Source organism: Mycobacteroides franklinii (genome assembly GCF_001853795.1).
GTDB lineage: Bacteria > Actinomycetota > Actinomycetes > Mycobacteriales > Mycobacteriaceae > Mycobacterium > Mycobacterium franklinii.
This window is the reverse complement of sequence record NZ_MLIK01000004.1, coordinates 233,967-259,915: the sequence shown is the minus strand read 5'-3', so window position 1 is coordinate 259,915 and position 25,949 is coordinate 233,967. Positions and strand designations below refer to the sequence as shown.

General features: G+C 65.6%; 27 protein-coding genes. 25 read left to right on the top strand and 2 right to left on the bottom strand.

Going from position 1 to position 25,949, the window contains the following annotated elements:
- The first annotated feature begins 56 nt into the window (after positions 1-56).
- Genes recO through BKG76_RS01760 form a run of 3 tightly spaced genes read left to right on the top strand, consistent with a single transcriptional unit; the run spans position 57 to position 2,123 of the window.
- Positions 57-842 carry a DNA repair protein RecO gene (recO, locus tag BKG76_RS01770; protein ID WP_070935426.1) on the top strand — a complete coding sequence of 262 codons (786 nt, stop codon included), beginning with the start codon at positions 57-59 and terminating at the stop codon, positions 840-842.
- Positions 805-1,713, top strand: coding sequence for an isoprenyl transferase (locus tag BKG76_RS01765; protein ID WP_083337880.1), 909 nt, complete (start codon positions 805-807; stop codon positions 1,711-1,713). Before recO ends, BKG76_RS01765 begins: the two co-directional genes overlap by 38 nt.
- Complete coding sequence (locus BKG76_RS01760) at positions 1,713-2,123, top strand: hypothetical protein (protein ID WP_070935424.1); 411 nt, start codon at positions 1,713-1,715, stop codon at positions 2,121-2,123. The genes BKG76_RS01765 and BKG76_RS01760 overlap by 1 nt, the downstream gene beginning before the upstream one ends.
- Here the strand turns inward: BKG76_RS01760 and BKG76_RS01755 are convergent.
- Together BKG76_RS01755 and BKG76_RS01750 are read right to left on the bottom strand one after the other, a co-directional pair.
- Positions 2,120-2,578 (bottom strand): Fur family transcriptional regulator, encoded by a 459-nt coding sequence (locus BKG76_RS01755; protein ID WP_109420521.1) that lies wholly within the window; start codon positions 2,576-2,578, stop codon positions 2,120-2,122. The genes BKG76_RS01760 and BKG76_RS01755 overlap by 4 nt on opposite strands.
- Positions 2,575-2,934 (bottom strand): ArsR/SmtB family transcription factor, encoded by a 360-nt coding sequence (locus BKG76_RS01750; RefSeq protein ID WP_005060366.1) that lies wholly within the window; start codon positions 2,932-2,934, stop codon positions 2,575-2,577. Before BKG76_RS01750 ends, BKG76_RS01755 begins: the two co-directional genes overlap by 4 nt.
- A gap of 491 nt (positions 2,935-3,425) precedes the next feature.
- On the opposite strand from BKG76_RS01750, the gene BKG76_RS01745 reads away from it, so the two are divergent.
- From BKG76_RS01745 to BKG76_RS01640, 22 genes are read left to right on the top strand one after another with little or no spacing between them, the layout of a single operon-like run.
- On the top strand, positions 3,426-4,508 hold the full coding sequence (locus BKG76_RS01745; RefSeq protein WP_083337933.1) for a hypothetical protein: 1,083 nt from the start codon (positions 3,426-3,428) through the stop codon (positions 4,506-4,508).
- Positions 4,480-5,676, top strand: a complete 1,197-nt coding sequence (locus BKG76_RS01740) for an N-acetyltransferase (protein ID WP_070935419.1) — start codon at positions 4,480-4,482, stop codon at positions 5,674-5,676. Before BKG76_RS01745 ends, BKG76_RS01740 begins: the two co-directional genes overlap by 29 nt.
- A complete protein-coding gene (locus BKG76_RS01735; protein WP_070935417.1) occupies positions 5,676-6,656 on the top strand; it encodes an NAD-dependent epimerase/dehydratase family protein in 981 nt (326 codons plus the stop codon). Before BKG76_RS01740 ends, BKG76_RS01735 begins: the two co-directional genes overlap by 1 nt.
- Positions 6,657-6,685: 29 nt before the next feature.
- Positions 6,686-7,768, top strand: a complete 1,083-nt coding sequence (locus BKG76_RS01730) for a fatty acid desaturase family protein (protein ID WP_070935415.1) — start codon at positions 6,686-6,688, stop codon at positions 7,766-7,768.
- Complete coding sequence (locus BKG76_RS01725) at positions 7,765-9,087, top strand: aminotransferase class III-fold pyridoxal phosphate-dependent enzyme (RefSeq protein WP_070935412.1); 1,323 nt, start codon at positions 7,765-7,767, stop codon at positions 9,085-9,087. The genes BKG76_RS01730 and BKG76_RS01725 overlap by 4 nt, the downstream gene beginning before the upstream one ends.
- On the top strand, positions 9,087-10,589 hold the full coding sequence (locus tag BKG76_RS01720) for a pyridoxal phosphate-dependent decarboxylase family protein (protein WP_070935410.1): 1,503 nt from the start codon (positions 9,087-9,089) through the stop codon (positions 10,587-10,589). The genes BKG76_RS01725 and BKG76_RS01720 overlap by 1 nt, the downstream gene beginning before the upstream one ends.
- A complete protein-coding gene (locus BKG76_RS01715; protein ID WP_070935408.1) occupies positions 10,586-11,296 on the top strand; it encodes a hypothetical protein in 711 nt (236 codons plus the stop codon). Before BKG76_RS01720 ends, BKG76_RS01715 begins: the two co-directional genes overlap by 4 nt.
- Complete coding sequence (locus tag BKG76_RS01710; RefSeq protein ID WP_070935406.1) at positions 11,293-11,811, top strand: SRPBCC family protein; 519 nt, start codon at positions 11,293-11,295, stop codon at positions 11,809-11,811. Before BKG76_RS01715 ends, BKG76_RS01710 begins: the two co-directional genes overlap by 4 nt.
- The gene (locus tag BKG76_RS01705; RefSeq protein ID WP_070935404.1) at positions 11,808-12,560 is read left to right on the top strand and encodes a hypothetical protein; all 753 of its coding nucleotides are present in this window, start codon (positions 11,808-11,810) and stop codon (positions 12,558-12,560) included. Before BKG76_RS01710 ends, BKG76_RS01705 begins: the two co-directional genes overlap by 4 nt.
- Positions 12,561-12,563: 3 nt before the next feature.
- The gene (locus BKG76_RS01700; protein ID WP_070935402.1) at positions 12,564-13,502 is read left to right on the top strand and encodes an ABC transporter ATP-binding protein; all 939 of its coding nucleotides are present in this window, start codon (positions 12,564-12,566) and stop codon (positions 13,500-13,502) included.
- Complete coding sequence (locus BKG76_RS01695; RefSeq protein WP_070935400.1) at positions 13,499-14,269, top strand: ABC transporter permease; 771 nt, start codon at positions 13,499-13,501, stop codon at positions 14,267-14,269. The genes BKG76_RS01700 and BKG76_RS01695 overlap by 4 nt, the downstream gene beginning before the upstream one ends.
- 17 nt (positions 14,270-14,286) lie before the next feature.
- The gene (locus tag BKG76_RS01690; RefSeq protein ID WP_070935399.1) at positions 14,287-14,562 is read left to right on the top strand and encodes an acyl carrier protein; all 276 of its coding nucleotides are present in this window, start codon (positions 14,287-14,289) and stop codon (positions 14,560-14,562) included.
- Positions 14,559-16,244: a fatty acyl-AMP ligase gene (locus tag BKG76_RS01685; protein WP_207543731.1), complete on the top strand. Its 1,686-nt coding sequence runs from the start codon at positions 14,559-14,561 to the stop codon at positions 16,242-16,244. Before BKG76_RS01690 ends, BKG76_RS01685 begins: the two co-directional genes overlap by 4 nt.
- On the top strand, positions 16,241-17,110 hold the full coding sequence (locus tag BKG76_RS01680; RefSeq protein WP_070935397.1) for an MlaE family ABC transporter permease: 870 nt from the start codon (positions 16,241-16,243) through the stop codon (positions 17,108-17,110). Before BKG76_RS01685 ends, BKG76_RS01680 begins: the two co-directional genes overlap by 4 nt.
- Positions 17,111-17,148: 38 nt before the next feature.
- On the top strand, positions 17,149-17,967 hold the full coding sequence (locus BKG76_RS01675) for an MlaE family ABC transporter permease (protein WP_070935395.1): 819 nt from the start codon (positions 17,149-17,151) through the stop codon (positions 17,965-17,967).
- A 1-nt stretch (position 17,968) separates the two neighbouring features.
- Positions 17,969-19,477 carry an MlaD family protein gene (locus BKG76_RS01670; RefSeq protein WP_070936788.1) on the top strand — a complete coding sequence of 503 codons (1,509 nt, stop codon included), beginning with the start codon at positions 17,969-17,971 and terminating at the stop codon, positions 19,475-19,477.
- Positions 19,474-20,541 carry an MCE family protein gene (locus tag BKG76_RS01665; RefSeq protein WP_070935393.1) on the top strand — a complete coding sequence of 356 codons (1,068 nt, stop codon included), beginning with the start codon at positions 19,474-19,476 and terminating at the stop codon, positions 20,539-20,541. The genes BKG76_RS01670 and BKG76_RS01665 overlap by 4 nt, the downstream gene beginning before the upstream one ends.
- A complete protein-coding gene (locus BKG76_RS01660; protein WP_070935391.1) occupies positions 20,541-21,557 on the top strand; it encodes an MlaD family protein in 1,017 nt (338 codons plus the stop codon). The genes BKG76_RS01665 and BKG76_RS01660 overlap by 1 nt, the downstream gene beginning before the upstream one ends.
- Before the next feature lie 5 nt (positions 21,558-21,562).
- Positions 21,563-22,663 carry an MCE family protein gene (locus BKG76_RS01655; RefSeq protein ID WP_407937638.1) on the top strand — a complete coding sequence of 367 codons (1,101 nt, stop codon included), beginning with the start codon at positions 21,563-21,565 and terminating at the stop codon, positions 22,661-22,663.
- On the top strand, positions 22,663-23,793 hold the full coding sequence (locus tag BKG76_RS01650; RefSeq protein ID WP_070935387.1) for an MlaD family protein: 1,131 nt from the start codon (positions 22,663-22,665) through the stop codon (positions 23,791-23,793). Before BKG76_RS01655 ends, BKG76_RS01650 begins: the two co-directional genes overlap by 1 nt.
- Complete coding sequence (locus tag BKG76_RS01645; RefSeq protein WP_070935385.1) at positions 23,790-24,989, top strand: MlaD family protein; 1,200 nt, start codon at positions 23,790-23,792, stop codon at positions 24,987-24,989. Before BKG76_RS01650 ends, BKG76_RS01645 begins: the two co-directional genes overlap by 4 nt.
- Positions 24,990-24,991: 2 nt before the next feature.
- On the top strand, positions 24,992-25,888 hold the full coding sequence (locus BKG76_RS01640; RefSeq protein WP_109420598.1) for a metal-dependent hydrolase: 897 nt from the start codon (positions 24,992-24,994) through the stop codon (positions 25,886-25,888).
- Positions 25,889-25,949 lie beyond the last annotated feature (61 nt).

Genomic DNA, 25,949 nt, shown 5'->3' with positions numbered 1-25,949 from the left:
GTCGAAATCGTGCGTCAATGCGGGGATTCGTCGGTACCAGATGGGAAACTACTCGAATGCGGCTTTATCGGGATCGTGCTGTCGTGCTGCGACAGCACAAGCTCGGCGAGGCCGATCGCATCGTGACCCTGCTGACCCGCCAACATGGCCTGGTGCGGGCGGTCGCCAAGGGGGTGCGCCGCACCCGCAGTAAGTTCGGCTCACGGCTGGAACCATTCGCGCATATCGACGTGCAGCTGCATCCGGGGCGCAATCTGGACATCGTCACCCAGGTGCAGGCCATCGACGCTTTCGCCGCGGACATCGTCAGTGACTACGGCCGGTACACCACCGCCTGCGCCGTTCTGGAGACCGCGGAGCGGATTGCCGGTGAGGAGCGCGCCCCGGCCCTCGCCCTGCATCGCCTGACCGTCGGCGCGCTGCGGGCCATCGCCGATCAACAGCGTTCCCGCGAGCTGGTCCTCGATGCATATCTGTTGCGCGCCATGAGCATTGCCGGGTGGGCGCCCGCCATCAGCGAATGCGCGCGTTGTGCCACTCCTGGCCCGCACCGCGCCTTCCATGTGGCGGCGGGCGGCAGCGTGTGTGTGCACTGCCGTCCGGCGGGTGCGGTGACCCCGCCGCAGGGTGTGCTGGAGCTGATGGCGGCACTTCATGACGGCGACTGGGCGGCCACCGATGACGTGCCGCAGACCCAGCGCACGCAGGCCAGTGGATTGATCGCTGCGCATTTGCAGTGGCATCTGGAACGCAAGCTGCGGACACTCCCGCTCGTCGAACGTGGCAGCAGGTTAAATATGAGCCATGGTGAAGAGCAGTCAGCCCGATCCGCAGCAGGATAAGTACTTCACGGATTGGGCCGATGTCCCTCAGGGCTATAACCCGACGTTCCCGGACAAGACGGTTTTTCCTGCGGTTTTCCCCAAGCTGTTGCCTGGTTCTGGCCCCGGTGGCACCCGGCCGCATCCCGCGCCCAAGCATCCGTCGGGTGCGGTACCCCCGGTCATTCCCAAGGAACTGGTTCCCCGGCACGTCGCGGTGGTGATGGACGGGAACGGGCGCTGGGCGCGGGCCCGTGGGTTGCCGCGCACCGAGGGCCACAAGATGGGCGAGGCCACCATGATGGACATGGTCTGTGGTGCCATCGAGATGGGCATCCCGTGGCTCACCACCTATGCGTTCTCGACGGAGAATTGGCGCCGCCCCGCGGATGAGGTGCGCTTTCTGATGGGCTTCAACCGCGACGTGGTCAAGCGCCGCCGCCACGATCTGAACAACATGGGTGTGCGGTTCCGCTGGGCCGGGCAGAAGACGCGGTTGTGGAGCAGCGTCTACAAGGAGCTCGAGATCACCGAGGAGCTCACCAAGAACAACAGCACCCTGACGTTGACGACGTGCATCAACTACGGCGGTCGGGCCGAAATTGCCGAGGCGACAAGGAGAATCGCCCGTCTGGTGGAATCCGGTCAGCTCAAACCGGACCGCATCACCGAGGAGACCATCGCCAAGTATCTCGATGAGCCCGATATGCCCGATGTCGATCTGTTCCTGCGGCCCTCGGGTGAGTTCCGGTCGAGCAACTTCATGATGTGGCAGTCGGCGTACGCCGAGTTCGTGTTCCAGGAAAAGATGTACCCGGACTTCGATCGCCGCGACCTGTGGGCGGCCTGCCTGGAGTACGCGCAGCGTGACCGGCGATTCGGGTCGGCGTGATGACAGATCCCGAAAGCGGTGCCGACGAGATCCTCGATCGCGTGTACCGCGTGCTGCATCCGGTGCTCCCGGTCACCAGGGAGTCCGACGGAGCGCTGACGGCCGACTACGAGGGCACGCTGACCTCGATCCGCGTGGTCACCATCGTGACCGGGCTGGACGTGGTGTCGCTGTCGCAGGTACTGGCGTGGGATGTGGCCGTCAACGCCAAGTCGCGGCATCTGGTCGATGGGCTCGCCCAGAAGTCCCTGTTCGGGAACATCCTGCTGATCGCCAAGGGACGCAAGGCAGATGTGTTGCTGCGCTACAACTTTCCGGCCACCGGTATCGACGACGATGACGCGTTGATGACGTTGCTGATGATGGTGTTCGCCACCGGATCCGACGCGCGAAAGGCGCTGGGCAACTAAGAGTTGCGGCGCTCGGCAGTGCAGCGGCTGCAGAAACCGAAGACCTCGACCGTGTGGTGCACTTCGGTGAAACCGTGCTCCTCGGCGATATCGGTGGCCCACTTCTCGACCGCGCCGGCCTGCACCTCGACCGCGAAACCGCAGCTTTGGCAGACCAAGTGGTGGTGATGGCCGTCCGAACAGCGGCGGTACACCGACTCCCCGGTGTCGTTGCGCAGCACGTCAACCTCGCCTGATGTCGACATCGACTGCAGGGTCCGGTAGACGGTGGTCAGGCCGATGCCCTCGCCGGTGCGCTTCAGCTCGTCGTGCAGCTCCTGCGCGGACTTGAACTCATCGGTGCGCTTCAGCAGGGCGGTGATGGCCGCGCGCTGACGGGTGGAACGTACCGTCCCGCGCAGTGCCGGCCTGTCCTCGCGGACGCTGGGGGGACCCCCTGCCTGCGTGGGAGTCATCTCTGTTCCTCGGTGTGGGCAACCGCGTCGACGACGATATGGGACAGGTGATCATCGACGAGGCGGTACATCACCTCGCGTCCCTGACGTTCCCCGGAGACCACTCCGGCGGCCTTGAGCACCCGCAGGTGCTGGCTGATGAGCGGCTGGGCCACACCCACCGCGTCGACCAGCTCATGGACGCAGCGTTGCGATTCGCGCAGCTGCAACACGATGGCAATGCGCACCGGCGCGGCAAGCGCGCGGAGCAGTTCACCGGACTGTTCGAGGATCTCGCGCGGGGGCAGCGGTCCCGGTGGCGTCAGCGGAGCATGCGGTGGCTCGTCATGTGCGGAACTGAGCACGGTGTTCACCACGGCGGTCTACCTCAACCTGAATCACGCCCCGGCTTATCCGGAGACCCAATGTACGAGTCCGGCGGCAAACCGGGCCCATCTATTGAGGGTAGTGGCCGATTGCCGATCTGGGGGTAAGGGTGCGGCCGTGGCGGTCCCGGCACTGCACTGACACCCAGGGGGGCCGGGCCGATCCCTGCACGCCTTTGATATTTGCTGACGTCTCGAGATTCGTCGTCGCGAGGCGCGGATACGGGTACGAAAGGGCCTGCAAGTGCCGCGCAAACCGGTATTTCATGCCGTCGGGGCATTCGGTTCACTCCGGCCGTGTGCCGCGGTCGTCCGGGGTCGATTCCCATCAAAATATGCGTCCTAACTGCTGTATTTCGGGTGAGCAGTGTCACAGCGTGCTCACAGGCCGCGGCGTTGACACGAGACCTCGCGATCTCTACGTTATGAAAACGATAATCATTACCAATTAAGACTTTGACGCCTACCCGAGGATGATCGTGATGGCCACCTTTGCTACCGACACCAATGAGCTGAAGAACATCGACGGTCAAGGTCGGCCGGGATGGTTCGTCAGCAGACGCGTCGACATCCTGTTTGTCTTCGGGCTGGGCGCACTGTTGTCCGCGGTGCTCTTCGCGGCCGACGGGCATAAGGGCGTGTTCCTCGTGGGTGCGGTCGTGTTCTCGCTGTTGTCCGACCTCCCGCATGTGTTGACGACGACCGCCCGGGTATGGATGGATCCGCGCGAACGATCTCGGTACTGGGCGCACTACGTGATCAGCTTCATCGTGGTCGGCGCCATCGTCGGCACACTGTGGTTCGGCGGCTGGATGGTGCCACTGCTCGCCATCTGGGCCTACTGGCAGGTCTTCCACGTTCTCAAACAGCACTTCGGCATCATCAACATCTACGCAGCGAAGAACGGTTACAAGGGTCCGCGAAACCGGATCAAATACGCGTTGTACGCCGTCTGCCTGGCCCCGGTGCTGTACCGGGCGAGCCACGGCCTGAACTTCTCCGAGTACGAGGTGTTCGGTCACCGCTTGCCGTTCTCGAATCTGAGCGTGCCGGTGCCGCCGATTCCCGGTTTCTTGGTGATCATCGGATTCGTCTGTGCAGCAGTCTTTTTGGGCGCTGCGGTGTGGGAGCAGTTCCAGGTCAAGCGGGCCGGGCAGCGGACCCTGCCGGCGATGTCGGTGGCCACCTTTGTGATCGCGGCGCTGTCCTACAACCTGTCCTACCTGCTGGTTTCGGATCTCTTCGCACTGATCCTGATCGCGACGACGACGCACAGCCTGCAGTACCACTTGATCAACTGGACGCGGAACAACACGCGCTTCGCACGCACCGAGGATCCGGGCGAGAAGAAGCTGCTGCTGGCACGGCTCTCGACGCGCAAGGCATTGCCGTTGTACGTCGCCTTCTTGGGCGGCCTGGGCGTCCTCGCCGGTCAGCTCGACACCGTCATCTTCGCGATCCCGCTGACCTTCGTGCTGCACCACTTCTACATGGACGGCGCACTGTGGAAGAGCAAGGGCAACCCGGAACTCGCCCATGACCTGGGAATTGTCCGTGCTGGATAGGGGACTGATCGAGCAGCCGGCCGGGCAGCGGCAGGGGCGCCCGCCGGTATCGGTGCGGCGGGTCCAGTCCCACAGCGACGCCAAGCAATTCGTCGCGATGCCATGGCGTATCTACGGCGACGATCCCCGCTGGCGCCCCACGCTGCGCCGCGTCATGCACGCCAAGATGAATTCCAAGCACAACCCCCTACATGGAGAGGTCCAGGTCGAGAACTTCGTCGCCTATCGCGGCGGCCGCCCGGTGGGACGTATCTCCGCCGCGATCGACTCGGCATACGTGCAGCGTTACGGCGACTGCGCATTCTTCGGGTTCTTTGAAAGCGAGGACGACGACGCGATTGCCCGCGCTCTGCTCGGGGAGGCCGAGCAATGGGCAGCGCGTCGAGGGGTCACCAAGATGGTCGGCCCGTTCAGCTACACCTCCCGCGAGGAAGTCGGTCTGCTTGTTTCTGGATACGACCGGCCGCCTGCGCTCATGCAGCCGTACAACCCCCGCTACTACCCGGGATTGGTGGAGGCATCCGGATACCGCAAGAAATTCGATACCGCTTCGTACCGTTGGCATGTCGACGGCAGCCAGGATGTCCGGCAGCGCCTGCTGAGACGGGCCGATGCGGTGATGCGCGATCAGGGCGTGACGGTGCGCTCAGTGCGGATGCGGCACTACACCGACGAGCTGGAAATGCTGCGCGGTCTCTATAACGACTCCTTCGCCCATCACCCCGAGAATGTTCCGCTGAGCCGCGAGGTGTTCTCGGGGATGGCCGCGGAGATGCGTCCGCTGATCGATCCGAACATCGTTCGGATCGTCGAATCCGAAGGCGTACCAGTCGGATTCTTGCTGATGCTGCCCGATGTGAACGAGATCGTGGGGCGCTCCGGTCGGCTTACCCCGACACTGCTGGCCCGGCTGGCGGCCCGGTGCGACGGCCGCATCCGCGGAATCGACACCGCCGTCGTGGTGCTCATCGGTGCGGTGCAGACCCAGTTCGGCGCCGGGATCGGCAGGGTGCTGGCGGGGGAGATCGTGCGGACGATCACCGGCAGCGGGTACTCCTCGGTCGCGACCACTTGGGTGCACGAGGACAACGTGTGGTCGAATTCGCTGACCTCGCAGATGAAGACGGAGCCCGAGAAGATCCACCGGGTCTATCAGAAGGCACTGTGATGGGCGGCCGGACACTGGTCACCGGGGCCACCGGGTACCTGGGATCCACCCTCGTCACGTCCCTGGTGCACGCAGGCGAGCGGGTCACCGTCCTGATGAACCCATACGACGCGGTCGCGCTTCCCGAGGAGCTGGGTCCACATGTAGAGACGGCCCGCGCGGATATCACCGACGCGCCCAGCGTCGACGACGCGATGCGGGGTGTTTCCCACGTGTATCACCTAGCCGGTATCGCGTCGCCGAATTCGCGCCTTGGGCACAGGATTTGGCAGACCAATGTGCTGGGCACATATCACGTGGCGCGCTCGGCGCTGCAGCATGGTGTGCAGCGAGTGGTGCACGTGTCATCCACTGCGGCCATCGGATACCCACCCAACGGTGTGGTGGCGGACGAAGACTTCGACCCGCGGAACTCTGTGCTCGACAACGTGTATTCGGCGACCAAGCGTGCGGGGGAGCGGCTGGTGCTGGACTTCGCCGAACGCGGTCTGGACGTTGTTGTCGTGAATCCTGCCGCGGTGTTCGCGCCGGGGGCGGGGCCCGCTCGGTCCTGGCAGGGGCTGCTGGTCGCCGCGCGCAGGGGCCTGCTGCGGGTGGTGCCTCCCGGCGGAACCGCGGTATGTTCGGCACGGGATTTCGTTGTGGGCATCACTGCTGCAATGGCCAAGGGAGACAAAGGACGCCGGTACATCCTGAGTACCGCCAACCTGTCCTACCGGCAGATCGGGGAGCTGCTGGTGGCCGCGGTGGGACGCGAGCACCCGGTGCGGTCCGCGCCCATGGGGCTGTTCCGGGCGGCGGGACGGGGAAACAGGTTGCTGCGCGACGTGTCCGGGCGCTTCGACCCCGACGACGTGCTGGTTACCGAGAACGTCGAACTGATGGCCCGTGAGTTGTACTACGCGCCCGACAGGGCGGTGCGAGAACTGGGAATTCCCAAGGTCTCCAACGACGAATTGATAGCGGAGTTTGTGCGATGAGTCCCCCACAAGCGGGAGGTACCCCCAGCATGCGCGAAGAGCATCAGGAAAGGTTGACGGTCGAGCCACGGCAGGTGCAGGGCGGCTCCAAGGAAGCCCTGGGCATCTCGATGGCTGATGCGCGTGCGCTGGTGGCCGACCTCACCGCGCGTCGCCAGTGGATCTACTGGCTGGATTTGACCGCTTGTGTGGCAATCGGATACACCGCGTTCCTGCTGTGCCCTGCCGAGAACCTGCTTTCGCTGCCGGCGGTGGCGTGCATTGTGGTGGCCGCGTTCGCGTTCTATCGCGCCGTCTTGTTTGTCCACGAACTCGTGCACGCCGAACACGATCTGCACTGGTTCTCGGTGGTGTGGCACGCGGTATGTGGAATTCCTTTGCTGACACCGAAATTCACCTTCGAGTTCCATCACGAACACCACGCGTCGCGCACCTACGGGACGGCCGAAGACGGGGAGTACGTGACCTATGCCAGCGAGCCGCGCTGGCGGATCGTCCTGTTACCGTTCACGGCACTGGGTGGGCCGTTGGCCTTCGTCTTCCGGTTCCTGGTCCTGGCGCCACTGAGCTGGCTGGTTCCCGCCATCCGGCCCCTCGTGCTCACCCGGGCGTCCTCACTCATGATCGACGCCGATTTCGAGCGTCCGTTGCCGCCGGCCGGGACGCCCCGCTCCTGGTTGGTGCAGGAAATCGCTTGTTTCGCATACACATCGGCGCTCCTGGTGCTGCTGCTCCTGGGCGTCTACTCACCGAACAGGCTCGTGGAGGCCTACCTGGTGATGGCGCTGGCGCTGTTCGTGAACTGGCTGCGCGTGCTGGTGGCACACCGGTACGAGGGCCGCAGCGAGCGCATGACCTTCCCGGAGCAGGTTCTCGATTCCATCGACCACCCGTCGGTGCCCGTGCTGGGCCCGTTGTGGGCGCCGGTCGGTTTGCGTTTCCACGCGGTGCACCACTTCTTCCCGCAGCTGCCTTACCACCAGCTCGGTGAGGCACGCCGCCGGCTGATGGCGGCGATCCCGCCCGATGCCGGGTACTGGTCCACCGAAGACCGTTCACTCGCCTCATCGCTGCGGCGGCTGCTCGCCCACCCGCGTAAGGAGGCGGTATGACCACAAGTCAATTCATGTCCACTGCACGAGAATCCGGGGCCACGACCTACTCCCGGCGGTTGCCGATACGGCCCGTCGAGGCGCGCGGTGCGCGGGTACGTGCCGATGATGGCCGCTGGTATGTTGACTGCCTGGCCGCGGCAGGGGCCATGTCGTTGGGCTGGAACCACCCGGTTGTCAACGAGGCGGTGATGAAGACGGTTTCCTCCGGGGAGCCGCTGCTATCACTGGACTTCCACACCCCGGCCCGGGACCGCTTTGTCGAGGAATTGCTCTCCATCCTGCCGGTCCGGCTTGCCGCGGATGCCAGCATTCATCTGTGCTCGCCCAGTGGGGCAAGCGCGGTGGAGGCCGCGTTGATGCTCGCCGAGATCGCCACCGGCGGGCGCGAACACATTGGTGTGCAAGGCGGCTTCCACGGATGCACCCGGGCAGCACGTGCCGCGAGCTCAGGCGGTGGCCTGCGCAAGCAGCCGGTGGTGCTATCTCCGCAGGCGAGTTTTCTGCCGTACCCGCAGGACTACCGCAGCCCCTTCGGAGTGGGTGGCGAGCAGGGCGTCGAGCTGGCGATTGCGGCGGCCGACGCCGTCGCGCGCCCGCACAGCGGTGTGACGGCACCGGCGTCGCTGATCGCCGAATTCGTTCTGGGTGAGGGTGGCGTGATTGCGGCTCCGGCGCGGTGGGGACAGGCGCTGCGCCGCACCGCATCGACGTTGGGCGTACCGCTGATTGCCGACGAGGTGCAGGCGGGTGTGTTCCGCACCGGCCCGGCCTGGGCGTTTCAGCACAGCGGTATCGAACCGGACATGGTGATCATCTCCAAGGGCCTCGGCTCAGGTATCCCCATCGCGGTCCTGGTCGTGCGCAAGGAATTCGACGTGTGGGAACCCGGTGCGTTCACGGGCACCTTCCGCGGGAACGCCATGGCCTTCGCCGCGGCCAGTGCGGTGATGCGCTTCGCGCGGGAGAACGGCCTGCGCGGGCACGTGACCGCCCGCGGCAAGGTTTTCCTGGATGGCCTGAACGCGATCGCCTCCGGTTCAACACTGGTGGGTGATGTGCGCGGAGTCGGGCTCATGCTGGGTGTGGAGATTGTGGACCCCGACCTACCGTGGCCAGATGACGCCGGCGCGCCGGCACCCGAACTCGCCGCGCGTATTCAACAGGCCTGCCTGCAACACGGTCTGATCGTCGAGACCGGCGGGCAGTACGGCAACGTGGTGCGTTTCCTGCCGCCGCTGACCATCGAAGAGCCCGATATCGCCGCGGCGCTGAACGCGTTCGACGCCGCATTGGCCGCGGTGGAGCGTGCGCGGTGATGGCCGACCAGAGTCCCTTCGTGAGCGAATTTCTCACGGGGGATAGTGAAAAGACGTATCGCGAAGCCATCGCGCTGGCAGCCGACCGGGCGAGCGCCGCACTGGGTGGTGCCGTCGCGCCGGGACTGGTGGATGGGTACGTCGCGCTGAAAAATGATGTCGGACTGCTAGATCTCGACGACCCCGACGGTGTGGGGCTGAGCCGGGCGCTGGACGAAGCGGCGGGACTGCTCGCTGAAAAGTCGGTGGTGGTCACCCATCCGGCGTACCTGGCGCATCTGCATTGCCCACCCGCCTTGCCGTCGTTGGCTGCCGAAGTGCTCATCAGCGCGTTCAACCAATCGATGGACTCTTTCGACCAGGCGCCGGCCGCCACCGCCATCGAGCAGCAGGTCATCGAATACTTGTGCGCCAGAATGGGGTACGGCCCAGAATCGGACGGCACGTTCACCAGCGGAGGCACCCAGTCCAACCTGCAGGCTCTGCTGCTGGCCCGCGATCTGTTCGCACACGCATCCGGTTGGGATATCGCGGCACGCGGACTGCCGCCGGAGGCCGCTTCATGGCGGGTGCTGTGCACGCGGCAGACGCATTTCTCGGTGCAGCAGGCACTGCGCCTGCTCGGGCTCGGTACGGCCGCCATCATCGAGGTACCCACCGATGACGCCGGGCGACTGCGTGCCGAGACGCTGCCGGAGATCCTTCAGGACGCCGAGCGTGCCGGAACGCCGGTGTTTGCCCTCGTGCTCACCGCCGGGACAACGGATTTCGGGGCGATCGACCCACTGCAGGCTGCCACGGAGATCGCCCGGGCACACGGGATCTGGGTCCATGTGGATGCCTGTGCGGGCGGATGCCTGATCTTCAGTGAACGGTATCGGCACCTGCTGCGCGGTATCGAGCAGGCCGATTCGGTCGCCATCGATTTCCACAAGCTGTTGTTCCAGGCCATCAGTTGCAGTGCTCTGCTGGTGGGCAACCGGGCGAGCTTCGACGTGCTTGCCGCGCATGCGGACTACCTCAACCCGGCCAGCGATGCCGAGCACGATGTGCTCAACCTGGTAGGCAAGTCGCTGCAGACCACCCGCCGTTTCGACGCACTCAAGGTGCTGGTCACCCTGCGGGCCGTGGGCCGGCGGCATATCGCCGCGATGATCGATGCCACCTGTGCGGCGGCGTGGGCTGCGGCGCAGGTGGCGGCCGAGCATCCGGACGTGGAGTTGGCGGTGCCGGTGTGCACCAACACCGTGGTGTTGCGCTGGCGACAGCCGGAACTGACATCGGAGGCTCGCGATGATGTCAACGAAGCGATCCGGGCGGAACTAGCCCACACCGGCAGGGCGATCGTCGGCAGATCCAGCGCGGCCGGCGGACAAGCGATCAAACTCACCTTCGTCAATCCCTTGGTCACGGCTTCCGTGGCGGGCGCCATGGTCTCCGAGATCGCGGCGCACGGCAACCGAATCTGGCGTGCGCGCACCCCGGAGGTCAGCGCCGTATGAGCAATCAGTTGGTACGTGTCGAGCGCGTCGCGGCCTCCGATGCCCGCTTCGGCTGGGCCAAGAATGTCGAGTTCTCGATCTTCGGCCTGGAGAACGACTTTGCCGACCCTGTCGACATCGCGGCTGGGGAGATGGTGCACTACCGGCCCTGGGAGCGGTCCTCGGAGATTTACGTCGGCTTCTCCGCGGAGTCACCGGAGCATCCCGTCGGGGTACTGCGATCACTGCGTCACGACCCCGAGCTGGGGCTCGGCAGCTTCAGCACCCTGCGTGACGCCCGAAGCTACCGGGACGGCACCAAGGATGCCCGCAATTACCTGTACCCCCACTGGGATTCGTTCTTCGACGGAGTTGCCCCGGAACGCATCGCGGAGCTGGCCACCCAGGGCGTGCGCAAGAAGCACCGTCGCGCCGGGATGGTCGAGCAGATCTGGCGAGAGTTCTTCGGCGGGTTGGCCGCCGAGGGTGTCCAGTTCGTGACGGTGGCGCTGGTGGTGCCGCTGTTCGATTGGTACCAGCATCTGCTACCGGACCGGCTCCACCAGATCGGCGACATCCTGCCCAACTACGTCGGTGCCGACAGCGTGCCGGCCGTCGTCGACATCAGCGGGTCCTTCGTTCCCGACGCCGCGGACGCCGTGCACAACGGCTCGCTGCTGGCCGCCAGCGCCAACTCCTCGTCCCCCGAGAAAGAAAGAGTCCGATGAGATCGATTCACACCGAAGAGCATGTTTTCCGGAAGGTCAGCGAGATCGACTGTCCCGTAGACAAAGTGTGGGAACGGGTGACCAGTCAAGAGGGCATCAACGATGAGATGGGCCCGTACATGAAGATGACCATGCCCAAGCAGTTCCGGGGCAAGTCCATCGCCGATGTCACGCCGGGTACCCGCATTGGCAAGAGCTTCCTGCTGCTGTTCGGCGTGCTTCCGTTCGGGTTCGACGACATCACCGTGGCGCGGGTCGAGCCCGGCCGGATGTTCCGGGAGGAGTCGCTGATGACCGGAATGCGGGTGTGGGTGCATCACCGTACTTTGGAACCGTTGGCGTCTGAGACGGGCGAGAAGACCAGGGTCACCGACGAAGTCACCCTGGCTCCGCAGGCGCCGATGGGTCTCATCCCCGGATGGGGCCGGCTGCTGAGCAGGATCCTCGCCGCTTTCTTCACGCATCGGCATCGGCGACTGAGCCGCACCCTGTCCGCCGCCGGAGTTCCGCGATGAGGCGCCTCACCACAAGCGCGGCCGCGCTGCTCGCGGTGACGGCGGCCGCCGGGTGCGCGCCGGTGAACGAGGAGGCCGGCAAGCCCGTCGGCCACGCCTTTCAGTTGTTGAAGTACCCCGTCGCGCAGTCGGATCCGGCAGCACAACCGCAGGGTAAGTCGCCGTTCGGTGATTACGCACTGGAAGTCTCCGGTTCGGTGACGTACCTCGGCGAGACCACCGCGCTGCCCGGTGCGGGTGTCATGACCATCGGGCCGGGCCCACGGCGTGGCGAGCTGAAGATCGAGCAGTACTACCAAGGAGACCGGTTCCCGTATGAGACCGGAATCGTGTCGGGTGGTGAGGGCAAGCCCAGCACCCTGGATGCCATCACCATTGTCAACCCGCTGGATTCGCGGGTGACATTGCAATGCGCTGTTGACGGCGGAATCGCCTTGGCGGACATCGACGGTGAGCGTGAGCTCACCGGGACATGCGGTGGGGGATCGAAGGCGCACGGGCACGTGAGGGCCGACGGCAGCCGCAAGGTGACCTGGCGCGACAGGCCCGTCGAATTGATCCGCACCGTCGTGGATCTCACCGTCACCGGTGCGAGCAGCGGACAGATTCATCAGGTCAACGAGGTTCCCCGGGACGGCACGGTCGGCAGCTTCCCCTTGACCACGTCGATTGACGTGAACATGACCGCGCAGGGCATCAGCCTGACCCAGAAGCTGCAGCGTCAGGTCCTCCCGAAAGTGAAGGACTGATCCATGACAACGGACACAAAGACTCCGGCGCTGCGTGCGACCGATCTGGTCAAGGCCTACCCGGGGTCGGAAGCGCGGGCGGTGGACGGGCTGAATTTGACCATTCCGCAGGGGATTGTCTACTGCCTGCTGGGCAGGAACGGTGCCGGCAAGACCACCACCATCCGCATGGCGACCACGCTGCTGGCCCCCACCAGTGGGGAACTCGAGGTGCTCGGTGTTCCCGTCGACAAGACCAAGGAGCTACGCCCCCTGATCGGAGTGGCACTGCAAGAGGTGGCACTGGACCTGTGGATGTCACCGGTCGAGCAGATCCGGATGAGCCTGGCCATCGCGGGGTGGCCCAAGGCACGCCGGAAGGCGCGTGAGGAAGAGCTCATCGAGCAGTTCGGTCTGAGCAGCTACGTGAATCGCAAGGTGGGTGCGCTGTCGGGCGGCATGCGGCGCCGCGTCGATGTCGCGCTTGCAGTCGCCCACAACCCGCAGATGTTGTTCCTGGACGAGCCCTCCAGCGGGCTGGATATCGAAGGCAAACAGGAGGTTTGGAATGCCATCCGGTTGCTGCGCTCCGAAGGGCGCACCGTGGTGCTGACCACTCACGATATGGATGAGGCGGTGTCCCTGGCCGATGAGGTCGGCATCGTCAAGAGCGGTCAGTTGGTGGCCTCGGGCTCCACGCAGGAGTTCACCCGTAGCCACGGCTACGCCATCGAGATCTCTTCGGACGGTGTGATACCCGAGGAGGCTGCGGGGCGCCTGGCAGACGCGGGGTATGCCGTGCAGTGCACCGACTCCGGAACCTTGTCCGGGACATTGGATTCCGCGTCGGCGTCGGACCTGGCGGCATTGGGCGCGGAACTCGATCGCGTCGGATTGGGTGCGGCCAGTATCGAAGTGCGGTCTACCTCGCTGCGCGACGCATTCCTGGAGGTGACCCAGTGAACGCCCTGTCCAACACCGCGCGGCTGTTCCGCCGGTATGTCGTCGTGGGACTGCGGCAACCGGTGTTCGGGTTCATCTTCCCGATCGTGTTCCCGGTGGTTCTGGTGATCTTCGTGCGATCGATGTTCCAGCGGGTCGCGGACCTCCCCGGATTCCCCTTGTCCTCCTACACCGCATACATCGCGCCCGGGCTCATCATGCTGATCCCGATGCTCGGAGCCGGGTACGGTGCCGGGACGTTGATCGACGAGATCAGGTCGGGGTTCACCGATCGGCTGCGACTTTACGGCGTATCCACCGGTCAGATCATGGCGGCCAAGATCGGCTTTGAGATGTTCCGCATCCTGCCGGCGGCGGTCATCGTCATCGGGCTACTGGCCTTCCTCGACGCGCCGCTGCGGGCGGGACTGATGACCGGGGTTTTCCTGGTCCTGGTGATGTTCCTGTGGTCCGCCGCCTACAGCTCGCTGTTCTACCTGGTGGCGCTGCGCACCCTCAATCCGCAGGCGCCGGTGGCGATGCTGCCGCTGGCACTGCCGGTGCTGTTCGTCAGCCAGGCACTCATGCCGTCGGTGCTCCTGTCCGACTGGCTCCGGATCAGCATCAACGCGAACCCCTTCTCCCACATCGTGTCCGCCGCCTCCACCATCATGTACGGCGAATTCGACGCGATGTCGGTTGTGAAGGGTGTGTTGGTGGCCGTCGGGATGTTCGCGCTGCTGCAAATCCCCATCCATCTGGTGATCCGCCGGAAAATCGGCAAGTAGAAGGTTTAGAGAAAAATATGGAAACCCCGTCACAACCCGATGTGCTTCGCGCGAGCGGCTCATCACAGGTCCGTGAATTCCTCATCGAGTTCATCGCCGAGGAGCTCGAGCTGCCCACCGCGGATGTCAACGACTTCTCCGAGTTGGTCGGTGATCTCGGTTTCGACTCACTGTCATTTGCCCTGGGCGTCTCGGAGATCAAGGGCCGCTTCGGCATTCAGCTGACCAAGGACGATGTCTTCGAATGCAAGACACTCGGTGCGCTGATCGAGCTGGTGGAGAGTCGGTTGTGATGAGCCGCGTGCGCGAAGAACGTTCTGGGTCGAACCCGGTGATCGACAGGTTGCGAGCCGGGGCCGGCCTCACAGACCGTGGCCTCACCTCGGCACCGATCGCTCCCGACGGGACGTCACTGCTGGAAGAGCTGCGTACCGTGCCGTGGGCGCAGGTGCACCAGGCCGGGCTACGTATTGCGGGTGCGCTGCAGGCCGCGGGTGTGCGACCCGGTGACGCGATCGCGGTATTGGCCGGTGCGCCTGGGGAAATCGCGCCACTGGTGCAGGGCATCTGGCTCTCTGGCGCCTCGGTGACAATGTTGCACCAGCCCACCCATCGCTCCGATATGCAGCTCTGGGTCGAAGACACCGGCCGGGCGCTGGCAGCCGTCGGCTCCTCGACGGTCGTGGTGGGCGACCCGTTCATGGCCGCGGCCGGTCAGTTCGGGGCCGTCGCCGCGCGCGTCCTGGAGCTGCCCGCGCTGTTGGACGGTGCACCCGGCGATGTTGTGGAGACCGATCAGGACGCTATCGCGTTCTTGCAGTTGACCTCCGGGTCCACCGGCACCCCGAAGGCTGTCAGCATCAGCTACCGCAATATCGAGGCGAATCTGCGGGCCATGGTGAGCGCATCCGGCGCGGATCCCGAAACGGATGTGGTGGTGAGCTGGCTGCCGCTGTTCCACGACATGGGGATGATGGGCTATCTCATCGTTCCCATGTGCCAGGGGATGAACACGGTCAGCGTGACACCGATGGACTTCCTCGGTGATCCGCTGCTGTGGGCGAAGCTGATCAGTACCTACCGCGGCAGCATGACGGCGGGCCCCAACTTCGCGTACTCGCTGCTGGCCCGTCGGCTGCGCAAGGCACCCGACGGTGCGTACGACTTGTCCTCGTTGCAATTCGCGCTCAGTGGTGCCGAGGCCATCGATGTCGCGACCCTCGACCGGTTCGTCGCCGAGGGCGCCCGCTTCGGCATGCGTCCGGATGCCATCGTGCCTGCCTACGGTATGGCGGAGGCCACGCTAGCGGTCTCGTTCGTGCGCCGTGGTGAGGGATATCGGGTGTGCCCGCCCCATCCGGATCTCGTCGCTGCGGAGGGTGCGCAGGCCAGCGCCCGTGTCCCACTGGGTCTTCCGCTGCCGGGATGTGAGGTTCGGGTGGTCACCGAGGACCGTGCGGTGCTGCCCGCGGAATCAATCGGGGAGCTGGAGATCCGCGGTGACAACGTCACCGCCGGGTATCGCACGGTGTCCGGATTCGAGCCGATGCTTGATGCGCAGGGCTGGTTGTCCACCGGCGATATCGGCTATCTCACCCACGACGGTCAGCCAGTGATCTGTGGCCGCAAGAAGGACATCTTGATTATCTCGGGCCGCAATGTGCATCCCGAGGACATCGAGCGTTCGGTTGCCGGGGTATCCGGAGTTCGTTCCGGTGGCATCGCGGCGGTACGCCTGCACACGGCGGCAGCCGGCGAGGGATTCGCGATGGTCGCCGAATCGGCGCTGCACGCGAACACCACCGAGAGTGAGCGCATTCGTGCCGAGGTGGCCGATTGTGTGTATCGCACCCTTGGGGTGAGTCCGCGTGACGTCCATGTGGTGCCGGCCGGATGGATTCCCAAGACATCCTCCGGGAAGCTGCGTCGGCGGGCCACCTCCGAACGGTTGAAGAGGTGTGAACCCGCCCGATGACGACACGGGATCAACTAGTCCGTGTCGGCAGCAAAATGCCCAAAGGGATTCGCACACTTGGTGATAGCGGCGCGAGATATCTGCGGCACCATCCGATCGCCGCGCTCACCACCGTCGGCGAACAGTTCGTCCTCGGTGTGCACACCCTGCGGTACTTCGCGACCGACCTGATGACGGGCCGCTTCCCATGGGCCGAGTTCGTGCGGCAGGCCGCATTCATGGCGGGCACGGCGGTGATGCCGACGGTGCTGGTGGCGCTGCCCATCGGGGTGACACTGTCCATTCAATTCGCGCTGCTGGCAGGGCAAGTCGGCGCCACGTCGCTGGCGGGCGCCGCCAGTGGCCTGGCGGTGGTGCGGCAGGCCGCCTCGCTGGTGGCGGCGATGCTGCTGGCTTCGGCGGTGGGCTCGGCGATGACCGCGGACCTCGGTTGCCGGACCATGCGGGAGGAGACGGCGGCCATGGAGGTGATGGGGATATCGGTGGTGCGGCGCCTGGTGGTGCCGCGCTTCGCCGCGGCGATCGTGGTCGGTATTGCCCTGACCGGGGTGGTCTGCTTTGTGGGATTCCTGGCCAGTTACCTGTTCAACGTGTTCGTACAGGGCGGTGCCCCAGGAAGTTTCGTCGCTACATTCGCATCGTTCGCGACCCCTGCGGACCTACTGCTGGCCTTGCTCAAGGCCGCGGTGTACGGGGCCATCGTGGCGGTGATCGCCTGCCAGAAGGGGCTGGCCTCCCATGGTGGGCCGACGGGTGTGGCGAACTCGGTGAACGCGGCGGTCGTCGAGTCGGTGTTGCTGCTCATGATCGTGAACGTCGTGATCAGCCAGGTCTACACCATGCTGTTTCCCAGGGCGGTGCTATGACCCTCACCTTGCCAACCCGTCGGGAGAGCCTGCGCCCCATGGCGTTTTCCGCGGAAACGGCAGCCAGGCCGCTGGCGCGCTTCGGCCATATGATCACCTTCTTCGTGCATGCGTTCCTCGCGATCCCGATTGCGCTGCGCCGCTACCGTCGCGAGTTCTTGCGGCTGCTGTCCGATATCACCTGGGGTAACGGCTCGATTGTCGTCGGTGGCGGTACGGCCGGTGTGGTGCTGGTGCTCGGCATCACCACCGGTGCCCTGGTGGCCATCGAGGGTTACAACTTCCTGGAGCTGATGGGTCTGGGGCCGGCCACCGGAGTCATCTCCTCGCTGGTGACCACGCGTGAGCTGGCCCCGATCATGGCCGCGCTGGCCTTCGCCGTGCAGGCGGGGTGCCGCTTCACCACACAGCTCGGGTCGATGCGCATGGCAGAGGAAGTCGATGCGATGGATTCCCTTGCCATCCGGCCCATTCCGTATCTGGTGACGACGCGCCTGTTGGCCTCCGTGGTCGCCATCATCCCGCTGTACGTGGCCTGCCTGACCGTCAGCTATCTGTCCTGTCAGATCATGGTCGGCATTGTCAGCGGCGGCTCGATGGGGCCCTACCTGCACTACTTCACGCTGCTGGCCAGCGGCACCGATATCGCCTACTCCGTGGGTAAGGCCATCGTCTTCGTCTGGATTGCCTCGGCGGTGCAGTGCTACTACGGCTTCTGCGCCGACGGGGGTCCGGAGGGTGTCGGCATCGCCGCCGGGCACGCCATGCGCGCCAGCATCACCGCGGTGATCATCGTCAACATGCTGCTGACGATGGCGCTGTGGAGTGTCGACTCCGGCGCCAGGTTCGGTGGATGACATGTTGAATCGCCCCGATGGTCATCACGATCTGGATGGTGCCGTCTTCTCGCGTCGCCAGCTGCTGGTGCGCGGGGGCGCCGCGCTGGCTCTCGTCGCCGCCATCACCTCGGCGCTGCTGGTCAAGTCGACCGGCGTGCTGGACCGATACGTGAACGTTGTCGCCGAACTGCGCAACGTCGGCGACGGCCTACCGCCGCGCTCGGATGTGAAATACCGGGGTGTGCTCGTCGGTACCGTGGACGGCGTCACTCCGTCGGTACAGGCGCAGCCCAACCAGGTGCACGTGCGGCTGAAACCGGCGTATGCCAAGTCGATTCCGGCCACGGTGACCGCTCGCGTGGTGCCGAGCAATGTGTTCGCCGTCTCGGCGCTGCAACTCGTGGACCACGGGCCCGGTGCCCCGATTCGCGAGGGTGGGCATATCGCCGAGGACACCCGGCTGCCCACCGTGCTGTTCCAGAGCACCGTCAACAAACTGCGCGAAATCCTCACCGCGGCGGGCCGCGGCCGCGAGGACAACAGCCTGGGGATTCTGGCGGCCGTCGGAGCCGCCACCGATCATCGCCGCGTCGAACTGCTCACCAGCGCAACGCAACTCGATCGCATACTGGATCAGCTCAACGCCATCGTCGCGACCGATCAGGGACCGTCCACGGTATCGGCGCTGGTGCAGGCTGCACATGGGTTGTCGCAGACCGCACCGGATCTGGTCGACGCCCTGCATCAGGCGGTGAGACCCATGCAGACTCTCGCCGAGAAACGAGACCAGCTGCGGGCATTCATCGGTGCCGGGGTGCACACCACCGGCACCGTGGTGGAGTCGCTGCACAACCACACCGACCAGCTCATCCAGATCACCACCGATCTGACGCCCGTGTTGGGTGTGCTGGCCGATAACGCCCAGCACTTCGTGCCGATCACCCGGCGCATCAGCCGGTTCTCGGACACCTTCTTCCAGGAGGTGTGGGACCCGGAACTGGCCACCGCCAAGGGGCGGGTCAACTTGTCCTTCACCCCGTCGTATTCGTACACCCGCGCGGACTGCCCGCGTTACGGGGAACTCAAGGGGCCCAGTTGCTTTACCGCGCCGCAGATCGCGGTGCGGCCCGACCTTCCGGAGGTACTGCTGCCGCAGAACTACCGCCCGCCGGCCGGGTTGGCGCCGCCACCGGGAACGGTGTTGGGCCCCAATGGCAACCCCGTCGCCGTCGGGCCGCCACTGATCAACCCCAATCCGGACCTGCGTGACCCCAACCCGCCGGTGCCGTCCTGGCTGAGTCCCGCACCGCCGGTGCCCGGCAGCGCCGACCCCGGGGAAACCGCGATCGCGCCGGCATCTTTCGGCGGCACCGTGGGTCCCGTCGGCAGCGCGCAGGAACGCGGCCAGCTGGGCCGCATCCTGGGGCAACCGGTCACCTCGGCGCAACAGCTGGTGCTCGGGCCTATCGCCCGGGGCGCCATCGTGACTCGCACCGAGGACCCGCAGGGTGAAGGAGGCGCTCGATGAGAGGCACGGCTACGCGCGGCCCGGTGATCGGGTTGGCCGTCTTCCTGGTGATCGCCACGGCACTGACCTGGCTCGTGTACGTCACGCTGCGCCGGGATGTCAAGGGCTCCACAGTGTCCTACGCGGCCATGTTCACCGATGTCTTCGGGCTGCGGGAGGGCGATGACGTGCGGATCGCCGGCGTGCGTGTCGGACGGATCCAGCACATCGAGCTCATCGGCACCACCGCCAAGGTGAGCTTCGCCATCCAGGACAACCAGCGTCTGCCGGTCAGCACCACCGCGTCGGTGACCTACCAGAACATCGTGGGTCAGCGTTATCTCGCTTTGGCACAGACAAATTCGGGTCCGGCCGGACTGCTGGCCCCGGGAGCCGTCATTCCCGTCGAGCGCACCGAGCCCTCCTTCGATATCGGTACCCTGCTCAACGGATACGAGCCGCTCTTCGCGGTGCTGGACCCCGCGCAGGTGAACAACCTCACCCAGGCCGTCATCGGATCGCTGCAGGGGGATACCGCATCCTTCGCCACCCTGGTGGACCAGACATCGACATTGACAAAGACATTCACGGGCCGCGACGATGCGCTGGATCATGTGATAGCGAGCCTGGACAGCGTGGTGGGCAGCCTGGCGGCGCAGAACCGGGACTTCGAGGATGCCATCGGCGCGACCCGTCAGGTGGTGGGCCAATTCGACAGCCGCCGTCCCGAGCTGGTGTCCTCGGTGGGGAAGATGACCGAGGTAGTGAGGAGCCTGTCCCGGATCGCCCAGGATGTGGACCCGTCGGTGCACGAATTGCTCACGCGCGAACCCGGTTACACCCGGCACATGCTGAACATCGAACCGCAGATCGCCTACACGGGACTCAACACACCGCTATTCCTCAAGGGACTGGCGCGCATGTTCGGTGAGGGCGCCTACATGAACGCGTACGCCTGCGATGTGAACCCCTACGGATTCTTCCCGGGGCTCAACGAGGTCGTCCCGATCATCGTTGACGCGGCCACACCGGGAAACAAGGCCAAGCACACCGCACGGTGCCGGAACGCAGGAGATGGTGGCTGATGATCAGACCGCTGGACTCTTACAGCAAGACCTGGCTCGGTGTGATCGCCGTGGCCGTGATCGCCGCACTCATCGGTGGTCTGTTGCTGGTGAAGGAATTGGGAATCGGATACCGGCAATTCACCGCCGAATTCCTGCAGGCGGCCGCGCTGCGACCGGGCAATATCGTCACCGTCGCCGGCGTGCAGGTCGGTTCGGTCACCGGTGTGCGGTTGGCAGGTGACCGCGTGGAGGCCACCTTCCGGGTGCGCGACAACATGCCGGTCGGTGCCGAGTCGCGCGCCGCCATCAAGATCACCACCCTCTTCGGGTCCCGGTATGTCGACCTGCGACCGGCGGGCAGTGGCATGCCGGCAGATCGCCGGATCGACCTGCAACGCACGGAGGTTCCGTACGACTTGCAGGCCGCGCTGGCCGACTCCACCCGCACCTTCGAACAGGTGGACGCCGATCGGATTGCCTCGTCGCTCAACGTGCTGGGCACCCAGCTTGACGGGCTACCCAACGTCGTACCACAGGCCATGGAGAACGTGCGCGCCCTGTCCTCGGTCATCGCGCAACGGCGCGACCAGTTGGGCACACTGCTGACGAGCACGGAAAGCGTCACCAGCATGCTGCGCCGCCAGCAGTCCGATATCGGCACGTTCATCCATCAGGGGCAGGAGCTGGTGGGGGAGTTCGTGGCCCGCTCGGCCGCCTTCCACGCGATGATGCGCTCGCTGCAGAGCATCGTGGCGTCCCTGCGCACCATCGTGGTCGGTGATCACCGCGCGCTCGACGGCGTCATCGGCACCTTGGACGAACTCAGCGGCAAGCTCGCGCAGCAGGATGCCTTGTTACGCAACCTGCTTCAGATCGCGCCGGTGCCCATTCGCGAGATCGCCAACGCCACCGGGTTCGGCAACTCGATCGAAGGCAACCCCGGCGGCGGCGCGCTCATCGACTCGTGGATGTGTGCGATCAGTGGCCGTGCCAAGCAATTCGGGATGATCGAGTACTTCAAGGACTGCCAGTGACCACGATGCGCAAGATACTCCTGATCGGTCTGGGGCTGGCCGTCGCCGCGACGACGGCAGGTGCGGCGTGGTCCGTCACCCGGGCCAGCGGGACTATCACCGTCATGGCCCAATTCGACAGTGCCGCAGGCTTGTATCCCGGAAACGTGGTGGCCGTGCTGGGCATGCCGGTGGGACAGGTCTCCAAGATCACGGCCCGGGGCGGCTACGCCGAGGTGGAGTTCACCGTCGACAGCCAGGTGAAGGTTCCCGCCGATGCGCAAGCGGTCACGCTCTCGACCTCGATCCTGACCGACCGCCAGGTCGAACTGTCACCGCCCTACCGCGGTGGGCCGGTGCTGCATGACGGTGACACCATCGGCCTGAACCGGACCCGCACCCCCGTCGAATTCGACCGGGTCCTCGGCATGCTCGACAAGCTCTCCGGTTCCCTGCACGGCGACGGCGCTGGGGCCGGCCCCATCGCCGCGGTGCTGAACGCCGGTGACGGTGTGGCCGCCGGTAACGGCGATCGCATCAAGACGGCGCTGGACGAGCTGTCCCGGGCGCTGCGGCTCGGCGCCGACGGCGGGGCGCACACGCGCGAACAGATGACCGCCATCGTCAGGAACGTCAGCGGCCTGCTGGACGCGGCGGCTCGCAATGACGCGAGCCTGCGGCAGTTCGGGTCCACCGTGCGTCAGCTCAGCGACATCCTGGACCGCGAGAGCTTCGGTTCCGGCAGCACCGGGCGGCAGTTCAACGAGGTGATCGAGCAGACCGGGAACATTCTGCAGGCCAACAGGGATGCCATCCGCCGCGGTATTGCCAACGGCAACAAAAGCATCCAGACGGTCTACGACCGTCAGCGCGAGGTCGCCGAGTTCTTCGATGTGCTGCCGCTGATGGCCGACAACCTGTACAACGCCATCGATCAGCGCAACGGCGCGATACGCGCGCACTTCCTGGCCGACCGCATGGTGTTCGACGGCCAGATGGCCAAGGAAATCTGCAATCTGATGGGCCTGCGCCAACTGGGCTGCAGCACAGGCACACTGCAGGACTACGGACCCGACTTCGGGCTCACCTACATGCTCGACGGTCTGGCGACGATGGGACAGAAATGATGGGGCGCAGGCTATCGGCGTTCATCGCGGTCGTGTTTCTCTGCGCGGGGTGTTCCACCGGCGGACTGGCCGACCTGCCGTTACCCGCCCCGGGGCTGGGCGGCGGGGGATACCGGCTGACGGCGGTATTCGCCAACGCGCTCAACCTGCCCGAGCGGGCCAAGGTCAAGCTGGCCGGTGCCGATATCGGCGAGGTGGAATCGATGGCGGCCAAGGAATTCCGTGCGGTGACCACCCTGCGCATCCGGCATGATGTCACGCTTCCGGTAGGAAGCACCGCGCAATTGCGCACGGCCACACCGCTTGGCGATGTGTTCGTGTCTATCACCCCGCCCGAACAGCCCGGTGGCGGCACTCTTGTCGACGGGGACACCATCGGCATCGACCGGACCGGTGCGGCGGCGACCGTGGAGTCGGTGCTCAGCTCGGCGGCAATCCTGGTGAACGGGGGTGCGGTGCACAACCTCACCAACGTCGTCAACGGCACAGGGCGGGCGGCCGGTCAGGACGGTCAGGCCTTCGGCCACATGATCGGAAAGTCGAACGAACTGCTGGGCAAGCTCAACGCGCGCTCGGGGCAGCTGGATACCGCGATGACCGCGACGGCTCAGCTGGCCGAGGCGCTCGATGCCAAGAGCGAGCAGCTGGGGCAGGTACTGCACGCGGCTGCCCCGGCGACGGCGACCTTGCAGGAGAATGCCGGTCAGATCTCCGATCTGGTTCTGCTGCTGGGTGATACGGCGCACGAGTTGGGCAAGTTCCCGTCCATCGCGGGCACCGACACCAGCGGGCGCAGCGTGCTCGCCGACGCCAACGCGATATCCCGGTCCTGGAACGATGTGGTGCTGGACCCGGAGACCAGCCTGCTCTCGCTCAATCGGCTGTACGCGCCGTTCATCAAGATCACTGCGGGGTCGGCCATTTCCGGCCGCGCCGGTATCGACCGGCTGGTGCTGGGCGCGATCCCGGACGCCGGTTTCGGGGGAGACCCGGGCTTTCACGGCCCCAAGCGGTACGACTGGGCCAAGTTCGTCGGGACCATCAAGTACTCGTTGTGGCGGCTGCAAGAACGCGTCGTCGGGCAGGGGCCTGAGGCACAAGGCTTTGGTGTGCAGGGCCCGGGACGATGAGCCGCGCCTGGGCCAGTGGCCTGTCTCTCGTTCTCCTGCTGACGGTTTCGGTCACCTACCTGCTGGTCGGGGTGCTGCATGTGCGGCCGCTGGCATCGAGTTACCCGGTGACCGTCCAACTCGCCGAATCCGGAGGGCTGCTGCCCAACCAGGATGTGACATTGCATGGGGTGCGGATCGGCTCGGTCGATTCACTGACTTTCACCGGCGACGGCGTGAACGCGACAGTGAATGTCGATGGCGGCGTGCGCGTGCCCGCTACCGCCGCGGTGCGGGTGTCCGGGCTGTCCCCGGCGGGTGAGCAATATCTCGACTTCTCGGCGGGATCGGATACCGGCCCATTCCTGAACCCGGGTGATGTGATCACCCGGAACCGCACCGCCATCCCGGTCACCCCGGCGCAGCTGCTGTCCCACGCCGATGGCGTGCTGGCTCAAGTGAATCCGGCCAAGATCGAGCGCATCAAGAAGGAACTGAGCCTGAGCTCCGCGGGTCCGCGCAAGCTCACCGACATCGTCGACGGCGGGGTCTTCTTGTTGGCCACTCTCGATTCGGTGTTGCCCGAGACGGTCAGCGCCATCAAGGACAGCCGGACGGTGCTCTCGGCGGCGGTCGACGTCAACGGCGGTATCGCAGCCACCTCGCGCAACCTGCGCAGCACCCTGGCAGGTATCAACGCGATGGACGGGGGTTATCGGAAACTCATCGAGCAGTCGCCGCGGGTGCTGGCGGCCACGGACAAGCTGTTCACCGACAACTCCGACACCATGGTGCAGCTGCTGTCCAACCTGGCCGTCAACGCACGGCTGTCCTATGTACGAGTGCCCGCGCTGAACGCGCTGTTCCCCAACTACCGGGGCTCGGCGCTGGAGGCGTTCATCAGCACCATGCACGAGCATGGGCTGTGGGTGACGGCCGATCTGTATCCGCGGTACGCCTGCGATTACGGCACTCCGCGGCATCCGCCCTCCTCGGCCGACTACCCGGAGCCGTTCCTCTACACGTACTGCCGCGACGATGATCCCGCCGTCCTGGTGCGGGGTGCCAAGAACGCTCCGCGCCCGGCGGGGGACGACACGGCCGGGCCGCCGCCCGGTGCCGACATGGGTGCCAAATCCGACCCGACGCCGCCCGGCCGGTACACCATCCCGACGCCCTACGGTGGACCGGCGCTGCCCATCGAACCCCCGAGGTAATGATGCCGGTGAACAATGGGCAATCGGGTCCGTCGTCGGCCGTGGGCCGCGCGGTGCACACCCGCCGAATCGCGTTCACGTTTGACCGGTCCGCGCCCTCGCGGCGGCATTTCGTCGCCGGTGATATCGCCATGAGCCATCTGGTGGCGCTGCTGTCCGGCTTCTTCCCGTCCGGAGAGGAGTTCTTCATCCAGTCGGTGCGGCGCTACGACCGGCAGATCGCCGATCCCGTCCTCAAGAAGCAGGTCGCCGGGTTCATCGGGCAGGAGATGACGCACGGAATCCAGCATCGTGAACTGAACACCCAGCTGGTTCATCGTGGCTACTGGGCAACAGGGCTGATGGATCGCGTCGGCACCCGGCTCGTCAAACGCATGAAACAGCACAGGGACCGGCTGCCGGATACCGTCGCCCGGTCAGCGCTTGCCGTCACCGCCGCCGTCGAGCACCTCACCGCCATCCTCGGGGAACAGGTGCTCAGCGTGCCCTGGATACAGCACCAGCTGACCGATCCCGAGGTACGCGCGATGCTCAACTGGCATGCCATCGAGGAGATGGAGCACAAGTCAGTCGCCTTCGACGTCTACCGGTACGTCGGCGGCGGCGAGCGGATGCGCATCACGGCGATGGCGCTGACGCTGGGGCTCTTCCTCAGCAGGTCGGCGATCCTGCTGGCCTCGATCGTCACCGACCCGTGGGCGTGGCGCCACCCGGTGCGGACCCTGCGCAGCGTCGTGGCCCTGCCGCGCACCCCGCTTTTCGCGGGGCTCTGGGCCAAGATCCGCTGCTATCTGCGGCCCGGATTTCATCCCGATGACATCGACCACGGCCCTTTGCTCGAGAAGTGGCGTGACGAGTACTTCGGCCCCGAGGGCATCCTGCTGGACCACCTGAAGTAGCTGCTTGCGGCCACCGAGGTAAAACGCGCTTTGTCCGGCCCTTAGGCTGTTCAGGTCAATT

What these genes read in the sequence shown, in the direction of transcription:
- recO (WP_070935426.1), top strand. Translation starts at nt 57, where the DNA reads ATGCGGCTTTATCGGGATCGTGCTGTCGTGCTGCGACAGCACAAGCTC.
- BKG76_RS01765 (WP_083337880.1), top strand. Translation starts at nt 805, where the DNA reads ATGGTGAAGAGCAGTCAGCCCGATCCGCAGCAGGATAAGTACTTCACG.
- BKG76_RS01760 (WP_070935424.1), top strand. Translation starts at nt 1,713, where the DNA reads ATGACAGATCCCGAAAGCGGTGCCGACGAGATCCTCGATCGCGTGTAC.
- BKG76_RS01755 (WP_109420521.1), bottom strand. Translation starts at nt 2,578, where the DNA reads ATGACTCCCACGCAGGCAGGGGGTCCCCCCAGCGTCCGCGAGGACAGG.
- BKG76_RS01745 (WP_083337933.1), top strand. Translation starts at nt 3,426, where the DNA reads ATGGCCACCTTTGCTACCGACACCAATGAGCTGAAGAACATCGACGGT.
- BKG76_RS01740 (WP_070935419.1), top strand. Translation starts at nt 4,480, where the DNA reads ATGACCTGGGAATTGTCCGTGCTGGATAGGGGACTGATCGAGCAGCCG.
- BKG76_RS01735 (WP_070935417.1), top strand. Translation starts at nt 5,676, where the DNA reads ATGGGCGGCCGGACACTGGTCACCGGGGCCACCGGGTACCTGGGATCC.
- BKG76_RS01730 (WP_070935415.1), top strand. Translation starts at nt 6,686, where the DNA reads ATGCGCGAAGAGCATCAGGAAAGGTTGACGGTCGAGCCACGGCAGGTG.
- BKG76_RS01725 (WP_070935412.1), top strand. Translation starts at nt 7,765, where the DNA reads ATGACCACAAGTCAATTCATGTCCACTGCACGAGAATCCGGGGCCACG.
- BKG76_RS01720 (WP_070935410.1), top strand. Translation starts at nt 9,087, where the DNA reads ATGGCCGACCAGAGTCCCTTCGTGAGCGAATTTCTCACGGGGGATAGT.
- BKG76_RS01715 (WP_070935408.1), top strand. Translation starts at nt 10,586, where the DNA reads ATGAGCAATCAGTTGGTACGTGTCGAGCGCGTCGCGGCCTCCGATGCC.
- BKG76_RS01710 (WP_070935406.1), top strand. Translation starts at nt 11,293, where the DNA reads ATGAGATCGATTCACACCGAAGAGCATGTTTTCCGGAAGGTCAGCGAG.
- BKG76_RS01705 (WP_070935404.1), top strand. Translation starts at nt 11,808, where the DNA reads ATGAGGCGCCTCACCACAAGCGCGGCCGCGCTGCTCGCGGTGACGGCG.
- BKG76_RS01700 (WP_070935402.1), top strand. Translation starts at nt 12,564, where the DNA reads ATGACAACGGACACAAAGACTCCGGCGCTGCGTGCGACCGATCTGGTC.
- BKG76_RS01690 (WP_070935399.1), top strand. Translation starts at nt 14,287, where the DNA reads ATGGAAACCCCGTCACAACCCGATGTGCTTCGCGCGAGCGGCTCATCA.
- BKG76_RS01680 (WP_070935397.1), top strand. Translation starts at nt 16,241, where the DNA reads ATGACGACACGGGATCAACTAGTCCGTGTCGGCAGCAAAATGCCCAAA.
- BKG76_RS01675 (WP_070935395.1), top strand. Translation starts at nt 17,149, where the DNA reads ATGGCGTTTTCCGCGGAAACGGCAGCCAGGCCGCTGGCGCGCTTCGGC.
- BKG76_RS01670 (WP_070936788.1), top strand. Translation starts at nt 17,969, where the DNA reads ATGTTGAATCGCCCCGATGGTCATCACGATCTGGATGGTGCCGTCTTC.
- BKG76_RS01665 (WP_070935393.1), top strand. Translation starts at nt 19,474, where the DNA reads ATGAGAGGCACGGCTACGCGCGGCCCGGTGATCGGGTTGGCCGTCTTC.
- BKG76_RS01660 (WP_070935391.1), top strand. Translation starts at nt 20,541, where the DNA reads ATGATCAGACCGCTGGACTCTTACAGCAAGACCTGGCTCGGTGTGATC.
- BKG76_RS01655 (WP_407937638.1), top strand. Translation starts at nt 21,563, where the DNA reads ATGCGCAAGATACTCCTGATCGGTCTGGGGCTGGCCGTCGCCGCGACG.
- BKG76_RS01650 (WP_070935387.1), top strand. Translation starts at nt 22,663, where the DNA reads ATGGGGCGCAGGCTATCGGCGTTCATCGCGGTCGTGTTTCTCTGCGCG.
- BKG76_RS01645 (WP_070935385.1), top strand. Translation starts at nt 23,790, where the DNA reads ATGAGCCGCGCCTGGGCCAGTGGCCTGTCTCTCGTTCTCCTGCTGACG.
- BKG76_RS01640 (WP_109420598.1), top strand. Translation starts at nt 24,992, where the DNA reads ATGCCGGTGAACAATGGGCAATCGGGTCCGTCGTCGGCCGTGGGCCGC.